Consider the following 8,276-nt stretch of genomic DNA (forward strand, 5'->3'; position numbering starts at 1 on the left):
GTCGCAATCCGTTCCAGCGAGCTGCCAATCAGGGCCAGGGTCGAGAAGAAGGCTGCGTGACGGTCGCGGGGCACGATCTGGGTCGAGATCGGCTCGGGCTGGAGTCCGAGCCGGCGGCACACAAAGGCTTCGATCTCCGGGTCGATATTGGCAAATGTGCCGACCGCGCCCGAGATTTTACCGTGGGCAATGTCCTGGCGAGCTTGGCTCAGACGGGTCTGGCCGCGCTGCATCTCAGCATACCAGTGGGCGGCTTTGAGGCCGAAGGTGATCGGCTCGGCATGGACGCCGTGGGTGCGGCCGATCGTCAGGGTCTGGGCGTGCTCGCGGGCCAGACGTTTGAGGATCGCCAACAGGGCCTCGACATCGGCCAGCAGGAGGTCGGTCGCCTCGCACAGCTGGACGGCAAACGCGGTGTCGATGACGTCCGACGAGGTCAGGCCCAGGTGCAGGTAGCGCCCGGCCTCACCCAGCGGCTCGGCCACGGACGATACAAAAGCGACCACATCGTGCTTGACCTCGGCCTCAATCTCCCGCATGCGGGGCAGGTTCAGGACCGCCCGCCGGCGGAGTTCTTCAGCTGCGGCGCGCGGAATCTGGCCGTGTTCGGCCAGCGCCTCACAGGCCAGCAGCTCGACCTCCAGCCACTTGGCGAATTTGTTCTCTTCCGACCAAATCTGACCCATGATCGGGCGGGTATAGCGTTCAATCATATGCGTTGTGAATCGGGGTTTGTGGACTGTGATCTGTCCTATGTGGCGGCCGGCCGGATGTCAAGGGAGAAGCCGGGCAGCGTGGGCTTGCGCCCGAAAAATGGTGCCGTAGTCTACGCATTTCCGATCTGGAGAAAACGTGTCAAAAAGGCACCCACCCCGGCCTTCGGCCACCCCTCCTCGGAGGGGAATCACCGCCCCCCATCCCCTCTTGGGAGGGGTGCCGCGATAGCGGCGGGATGGGTTATCCCCCCGCTCTGACTGCGGCACTTGGGTCCGGCGACACTGTACGTCTGGCGAACGCCGGAGGTGTATCACTCGTTTGCAAAGGGGAAGGCGTAGCAGGGACGGGAGAACGGTGTTGCAATCCAGGGCCGGGCCGGCTAGGCTGGCCGCCGATGTTCTCGCCTGTGGCGGCGTACCCAAGTGGTTAAGGGAGCGGTCTGCAAAACCGCCATTCACCGGTTCAAATCCGGTCGCCGCCTCTTTCAGTCCCCAGCCAACCCGTTCCGTTGCCCCTGGCGCGGACCAAAACACACCCCCCGTTCGGACTGCTGAATAAAGTCGAGCAAGGCCAGTACGTCGGGCGTGCAGGGCTCTTGACGCAGCGCCTCAGTCTCTCGTTTGAGGTTGATTTTTTTCCGAAACAGACGGCCAAACACGGCGTGCAGGGCCCGGATCCGTTCCGGGCTGAAACCTGCCCGCCGTAGGCCCACCCGATTGAGACCTTTGACCGTGTGGGTGCCGTCCATAATGCAGAAGGGCGGCACGTCGCGGCTGGTCCGCGACAAGCCGCGCAGCAGGGCCAAGGTGCCGATCCGCACAAACTGATGGACCACGCAGTTGCCGGACACGAAGGCACGGTCCGCGACCTGCACATAGCCGGCCAGCAGAGCACCCCCGGCAATGATCGTCCGGTTGCCGATCCGGCAGTTATGGGCGACGTGGGCGTTCTGCATCAGATAGTTGTCGTCCCCGATGAGGGTGGTGCTACCCTCGGCCGTGCCCCGATGGACCTGACTGTGCTCGCGGAAGATATTCCGGTGGCCGATCTTGAGAAAGGTCTGCTGGCCGGCGTAGGACAGGTCCTGCGGCTCGTGGCCGATGACCGCGCCCATGTGAATCACATTCTCCTCGCCAATGTCGGTCCGGCCGCACAGAACGGCATGGGCCAGGACCCGGGTTCCGGCTCCCACACGAACCGGCCCGTCAATCACCACATACGGCCCGATGTGAGCCTGGGGATGAATGTCTGCCCGAGGATCGACGACCGCGCTGGGATGTATCGGCATGGCGGACTAGTGGGGCTTGTCGGGCGTTCGGCGTTCGGCAGGCTCACCGGGTTCGACCTCAGGCTCGCCCGGCTCGCCCGGTATGCGATAAGCTTCGCCGGCCCAGGCGCCGAGATCAAGCGTCCGGCAGCGGTCCGAGCAGAAGGGCCGAAAGGGATTGCCCTGCCAGGCAACGGCTTGGCGGCAGGTCGGACAGGTCGGGCTGTGGGGCATGCGAGTTCCAGAGATACGTCGCTGCGGCGTCAAAAAGACGAAGCGGGCGACCGGACTTGAACCGGCGACGTCCAGCTTGGGAAGCTGGCATTCTACCACTGAATTACGCCCGCCTGGTCTGCATCAACAAAAAACCCCCGGCCTCGTCCTACTCTCCCACCCCCAGAAGAGGCAGTACCATCGGCGCTGGAGGGCTTAACGGCCGTGTTCGGTATGGGAACGGGTGTGGCCCCTCCGCCATTGAGACCCGGGGAATTTCTGTTGGGAACCTACCTACCACACCGGCCGAGCGTGTCAAGTCCGCTGCTTGACTCGATTTTTCTTAGCCCTTAAGATTCCCGCATAGCCATGCCACAGTTTCACTATCGGGCGGCAACCTCCCAGGGAAAAATTGTTGAGGGCGTGATGGATGCCGGCGCAGAGCAGCTGGTCGTCGCCCGCCTGCACGACCAGGGCTATCTGCCCCTGAACATCGATCTGCCCGACCACAGGACGGCGGCCAAGACGGAGGGCCGGCGTCTGAGTCTGCCGACCCTGCCGGGCCAGGGCCGGGTGCGCCAGCGGGACGTGTTGCTGGTGACCCAGGAGTTGGCGGCGCTGTTGTCCGCCGGTCTGCCGCTCGACCGCGCGCTGTCTGTCTTGGGCGGTCTGACCAGCCGGGCCGAACTCCGCGGGGCCGTAGAGCAGATCCTGCGTGACGTGCAGCAGGGCAAGTCCCTGGCCGAGTCTCTGGCCGCCTATCCCAGGATTTTTCCGCCGCTGTACGTCAATATGGTCAAAGCCGGCGAACTGGGCGGCTTTCTGAATACGGTCCTGGAACGCCTGGCCGAGCACCTGGAGCGCGCCCAGGAGGTGCAGGACGAGGTAAAATCCGCCCTGGCCTATCCCTCCATTCTGGTGCTGGTCGGCGGCGCGGCGATTGTCCTGATGTTTACCTTCGTCCTACCCAAGTTTGCCGTGCTGTTCGAAGATATGGGTGAGGCCCTGCCGCTTGCCACCCGCTTTTTGCTGGCCCTGAGCCACGGTCTCCGCGACTATTGGTGGGGGCTGGTGTTCGTTCTGACCGGGGCCGGGGTCGGGCTGTGGCGCTATCTGGCCACCCCCCAGGGGCGCCTGGCCTGGGACGGCTGGAGTCTGCGGGTGGCGGTCATCGGCCAGCTGCTGCAGAAGCGCGAAGTCGGACGTTTTGCCCGCACCCTGAGCACCCTGCTCAAGAACGGGGTGCCGCTCTTACAGGCCATGGAACTCGTCGAAGAGGTGGTCGGCAATCAGCTCATCCGGCGCACGCTCACCGAAGTCCGCAGCGGCGTGCGAGAGGGCGAGGGCATTGCCGGCCCGCTCGGCCAGAGCGGCGTCTTTCCGTCTCTGGCCTTGCAGATGGTCAGTGTGGGCGAAGAAACCGGCCGTCTTGACGACATGCTCATGCAGGTGGCCGAGTATTATGAACGCGATACCCAGAATCAGCTGCGCCGCCTGACCTCGCTGGTCGAACCCGTCCTGCTGCTGACGATGGGACTCATTGTCGGCTTTGTGGTCATCGCCATGCTGCTCGGGCTGTTCAGCGTCAACAATATGGCATTCTGAATCTATGGGAAGGAGGCTGACTCACATGATGCAGCAACACCATCGCTCGTTAGTGGCCGCCGGTCGGGCCGGTTTTACCCAGGCCGGTTTCACCCTGGTCGAACTCCTGGTCGTGATGGTCATTCTCGGACTTCTGGTCGCCCTGGTCGCGCCCAACTATATCGGGCGGGTGGATTCGGCCAAAAGAGACGCCGCCCGGGCCCAGATCGAGAACCTGGGCGCCGCCCTGGACATGTTCCGTCTCGATGTCGGCCGCTATCCCAACTCGCAGGAAGGGTTGACCGCGCTGCGCCAGCGTCCGGCCGGTCTGGACCGCTGGGACGGGCCCTACCTCAAGAAAGACGTGCCCAAAGATCCCTGGGGGACGCAGTACATCTATCGCAGCCCGGGCGAACGTGAGGCCTACGATCTGGTGTCCCACGGGGCGGACGGTACAGCCGGGGGAAGCGAGGAGGGCGCGGACATCAACAGTTGGGAGAGCAGTTGATGCCCGGTGTCCACTCTCGGACACACAGGAGGCGGCCCGGCCGGGACCGCAGACACGGTTTCAGCGCCAGGACGTGGCGGCGGGAGACAGGGTGGATGTAAGCGCTTCATTTCAGCAGCTGGCCAAGATTGACTATCTGGACGGGCTGGGGATTGGCATCGGTCCCCGCGAGATCAGCCTGGTGTATATGGCCAAGCGCTTCTGGCGGGTGAACGTGAGCCATGCGCGAACGGTCCCCCTGCCTGAATCCGGTCGGGAACGTCTGGCGGCTTGCGAACAGGCGCTGCGGGAGTTTCTGAGTGAGACGGACATCAGCCCGAATCAAGTCGTCCTGTGTCTGCCCAGACACATGGCCAGCGTCAGCCGCCTGACCGTACCCGAGGCCGCCCGGGCTTCCCTGGACAACGCCATCGGCTATGAGGTCGAGCGGCTCTTCCCCTTTCCCAAGGACGAACTCTACTACGACTATCTCACCCATCCGGTCGGCGGCGAAGAGGGACGCATCGGCGTGACCCTGTTCTGCCTGCGCCGCAGCGAGGTCGAAGACCTGCTGAGCGTGCTCTCGGCGCTCGCCCTGCAGCCCCATATGGTCACCATCAGCAGCTGTGCCCAAATGAGCGCCCTGCTGCCGTGCCTGCCGACGGTCGCCGACGCGTGTGTGATCATCGGACCGGAGGGCGATAAGCTGGAACTGAGCTTCATCGGGGGCAAACACCTGATCGCCAGCCACCTGTTTTCCGCCCATGACACGTCCGAAGCCGAGGCGCTCGACGACTTCCTGGCCCAGGCCATCGGCCGCAACCTGCCGGGCGCCTCGATTGACGACACCCCGATTGTGGCCTGGGGAACAAACGGTCGGCTGCCGGTCACGCTGCATATCGACCACGACCTCGGCGCGCTGGCCGGCACACGTTTCGGCCTGCCCCCGGAGTCCGACCTGTCCCCGGCCGGGCTGCCGGCTCTCGGAGCTGCGGTCCAGGCGGTCGGAGAGGTCACCAGCGGCGTCAACGTCTTGCCCTCGGCCAGTCGGGCGCCGCGCGAAAAACGGCTGTCGGCCTCAAGCCTGGTGCTGGCGAGTCTTGTCCTGCTCCTCGGTCTGGCCTGGGCGCTGGGAGTCGTGGTCCAGAACCGCCGCGCGCTCAGCGCCCTGACCCAGCAGATCGAAACCTTCACCCCCGAGGTTGACCAAGTGTTGGCCGACCAGTCCGAAGCCGACCTGCTGGCCGGGCGCCTGACGGTCCTCAGCACCGAGATGGACAAACGCCTGCTGCCGCTCCTGCGGCGTCTGTCGGACACCATCCCCAACGATATGTATCTGACCGGCTTTCAGTACCGGGAGGGCCGGGTCGAGCTGAGCGGGATGGCCAAAACCCGGCCCGCATCGGAGCTGGTGGCGGCTCTCAACCGGCTCGAATGCCTGAAAAACGTCGCCCCCAAAGCGCCGTTTACAACAACGGCGCAGGGCGAGACCTTCACCCTGGGCGCCGAGGTGGTCCACCCGTGCGCCAGCTGATCCACCTGTGGCACCGATTCTCAGGCCGGGAACGCCTTCTGGCCGGAGTGGCCGGGGCGATTCTGGTGCTGGCCGTCCTGCGTTACGGCGTGGTCGATCCGTATCGGGCCTACGTCCAGCGCTTGCAGGAGCGCATCGAGCGGGAGGCGGACAGAGTCCGCCAGATGCGCGAGCGTAAAGACAGCGCCCCCCACCTGGCGCGTTACGTCACAGACCTCCGCCAACAGTTCACGACCCTGGAGTCACGCTTCATTCCCGAGACGACCCCGGCCCTGGCCACGGCCCAACTCCAGGAGCGGCTCCAGGCGCTGGCCGGCCAGAGCGGCCTGGAGCTTGTCAGCGCCCAAGTCATGAAGGAGCAGTCGCTGGGCGACTTTCGCAAAGCGCTGGTGCAGGTCACGCTGCGCGGAGAGTTGCCCGCGCTGGCCAACTTTCTGGCCGGGATCGAGTACGGCGACTGGCTGCTGTCCGTTTCCAGCCTGGAGATGCGCGGCGCGTCTGGCCGCCGCAGCCGCACACGACGGCGCAGGTCGCGGCGTCGTACCACCGCCCAGAGCAACACGTCGCTCAACATCACCCTCACCGTCGGGGGCGTGATGCGGCAGACCGACGCCTCCTGAGGGGAGCACCGTATGCGATTCCAACGCTTTATTCACATGGTCTTGCTGCTCGGTGTGTGCGGCCTCGGCTGGCAGGTGTTTGTGGCCTGGAGCGGCGTCCGGCCTCCCGTGGCGGCCGAGGCGCCGGCCGACCTGAACACCGCCATCCCGGCGCTTCCCCGGGCCCAGCCAACGATCGGAAGAAGGTTGGCCGGCGTGATTACCGCCAAGAATCTGTTTGCCCCCGACCGACGGCCGACACGGAAAATTCTCCTGCCGAACCCGGACGAACAAAAAATCGTTATTCCGCCGCCCGACCACCTCAAGCTGGTCGGCGTTTTTATGGCCGACGGTCGTCTTGAGGCGCTGTTTGCCGATGCCTCCAAGGGCGGCAAGGTCACCCGGGTGCGTTCCGGGGGCAGCTTCGACGCCTATCAGCTGACCCGGCTGACGCACTCCGATGCCACGCTCGCCCTTGGCGCGGGCGGAGAGGAAGTCAGCCTCAGCCTCACTATCCAGAAGAGCAGCGAGGCGGCAAAGGCGCCGCGGACCAAGCAGCCCCGGCGACAAGCCGCAGCGAAGGCGCAGGACGCCGAGGGCAAAGCCGAAACCGCAGCCTCGCCGCTGGTCCTGGGCAGCGACGCCGTCCAGACGGCCGCCAGCCAGGCTGCGGAAAAAACTGAGGCAAAAGACAGCGGCAAAGACGAAGCCACCACCATCCGGCAGAATATCCGCCAGCTCCAGCGCCGGCTGCGAGAAATCCGCCGCCGTCGCGCCCGCGAGCGCCGCGAGGCCCGGGATGCGGAGCGGGCAGCCCGCTCAGAGCGTCAGTCCGAGCGCCAGGCAGACCGCCAATCCGAGGAGCGGGACAGTTAGTCCCGCCCGCATATGCACAACACGGGAGGACAGGTGGAAAAACGCTGGCGGTTTGTTCGCACGCTCCGGGTGAGCCTGGCCGCCATGCTCGGCCTGTGGGCTGCCGGCCCGCTTCCGGCAGCCTTCGCCCAGTCAGCCGACGAGGCGGCTACGGAACTCGCCGCATCAGCCGATGACGACGAGGCGGCCGCCGAACCCGCCGGCTTACTCGCCATCAACGCGGACGCCGTGCGACTCAATTTCGAGGGCGCCGACATCCGCGAGGTGATCCACACCATTGCCGCGACCCTGGGCATTCACTACATCATCGATCCGCGTGTCCAAGGCCAGGTCACCATTCGGACGGCCAGCGATATTCCACGCGACGAGCTGTTGCCCATGTTCCACCAGATTCTGCGCAGCAGCGGGGTGTCGGCCAACCTGGTTGACGGCATCTACCATATTGTCCCGGTCGCCGAGGGTAAAACCAAGGCCGTGGTGCCCCAGAGTCGAGCCGAATATCAGCAGCTGCGAGCCGAGGACCGCTTTGTCATCGAGGTCGTCAAGGTCAAGCATGTCGCGGCCGAGGAGATGGCCAAGATTCTCCAGCCGTTCATCTCTCCCGGCGGCGACGTGCTGGCCTATCCGCGCGCCAACCTGGTCGTCATTTCCGACCTGGCCCTGAATGTCCGCCGCCTCAAGCAGATGGTCGGGGTGTTTGACACGGACACGTTTCGTGACCTGCACGCCCGGGTGTACCGGATTGAGCACGCCAACGCCGAGGATCTGGGCGAGGAACTGGCCAGCGTGCTCGAACCCTACGGCGTGGTGATGACCGATGTCGCCGCCCGGCATGGGGTGTTCGTCGTGCCGCTGGCCCGCCTCAACGCCGTGGTGGTGATTGCGTTTAATCCCGAGGTGTTCACCCATGTCGAAAAATGGATGCAGGTGCTCGACGTGCCGCCTGAAAAGGGGGGCGGTCGCATCGTGCATGTGTACGCCGTTGAAAACGCCAAGGCG

At 65.2% G+C, this 8,276-nt stretch carries 9 protein-coding genes, 2 tRNA genes and 1 rRNA gene; 7 read left to right on the top strand and 5 right to left on the bottom strand.

The window, feature by feature from the left end; all coding sequences use genetic code 11:
- The coding region (locus tag J4F42_18735) for an adenylosuccinate lyase (protein ID MCE2487556.1) at positions 1-713 on the bottom strand (713 nt) is incomplete at its 3' end.
- A 412-nt stretch (positions 714-1,125) separates the two neighbouring features.
- Between J4F42_18735 and J4F42_18740 the strand changes: the two genes are divergently transcribed.
- Positions 1,126-1,198 (top strand) — tRNA-Cys (locus J4F42_18740).
- Positions 1,199-1,201: 3 nt separating this feature from the next.
- Here the strand turns inward: J4F42_18740 and lpxA are convergent.
- The 4 genes from lpxA to rrf form a co-directional block, all read right to left on the bottom strand.
- Positions 1,202-2,005, bottom strand: a complete 804-nt coding sequence (lpxA, locus tag J4F42_18745) for an acyl-ACP--UDP-N-acetylglucosamine O-acyltransferase (GenBank protein ID MCE2487557.1) — start codon at positions 2,003-2,005, stop codon at positions 1,202-1,204.
- A 6-nt stretch (positions 2,006-2,011) separates the two neighbouring features.
- Positions 2,012-2,218, bottom strand: coding sequence for a DNA gyrase inhibitor YacG (locus J4F42_18750; protein ID MCE2487558.1), 207 nt, complete (start codon positions 2,216-2,218; stop codon positions 2,012-2,014).
- Positions 2,219-2,259: 41 nt separating this feature from the next.
- Positions 2,260-2,331: transfer RNA gene (locus J4F42_18755), tRNA-Gly, on the bottom strand.
- A gap of 22 nt (positions 2,332-2,353) precedes the next feature.
- A 5S ribosomal RNA gene (gene rrf / locus J4F42_18760) occupies positions 2,354-2,469 on the bottom strand.
- A 97-nt stretch (positions 2,470-2,566) separates the two neighbouring features.
- Between rrf and J4F42_18765 the strand changes: the two genes are divergently transcribed.
- From J4F42_18765 to J4F42_18790, 6 genes are all read left to right on the top strand, one after another.
- Entirely contained in the window at positions 2,567-3,802 is a 1,236-nt protein-coding gene (locus J4F42_18765) for a type II secretion system F family protein (GenBank protein ID MCE2487559.1), read from the top strand.
- A gap of 28 nt (positions 3,803-3,830) precedes the next feature.
- Positions 3,831-4,289 carry a type II secretion system major pseudopilin GspG gene (gene gspG / locus J4F42_18770; GenBank protein ID MCE2487560.1) on the top strand — a complete coding sequence of 153 codons (459 nt, stop codon included), beginning with the start codon at positions 3,831-3,833 and terminating at the stop codon, positions 4,287-4,289.
- Between the two features lie 91 nt (positions 4,290-4,380).
- Positions 4,381-5,802 carry a pilus assembly protein PilM gene (gene pilM / locus J4F42_18775; protein ID MCE2487561.1) on the top strand — a complete coding sequence of 474 codons (1,422 nt, stop codon included), beginning with the start codon at positions 4,381-4,383 and terminating at the stop codon, positions 5,800-5,802.
- Positions 5,790-6,422, top strand: a complete 633-nt coding sequence (locus tag J4F42_18780) for a type II secretion system protein M (GenBank protein MCE2487562.1) — start codon at positions 5,790-5,792, stop codon at positions 6,420-6,422. The genes pilM and J4F42_18780 overlap by 13 nt, the downstream gene beginning before the upstream one ends.
- A 12-nt stretch (positions 6,423-6,434) precedes the next feature.
- Positions 6,435-7,277, top strand: coding sequence for a hypothetical protein (locus tag J4F42_18785; GenBank protein ID MCE2487563.1), 843 nt, complete (start codon positions 6,435-6,437; stop codon positions 7,275-7,277).
- Between the two features lie 33 nt (positions 7,278-7,310).
- A partial coding sequence (locus J4F42_18790) for a hypothetical protein (protein ID MCE2487564.1) occupies positions 7,311-8,276 on the top strand: 966 nt, incomplete at its 3' end.

This window comes from Desulfurellaceae bacterium (assembly GCA_021296095.1).
GTDB lineage: Bacteria > Desulfobacterota > Binatia > Bin18 > Bin18 > JAAXHF01.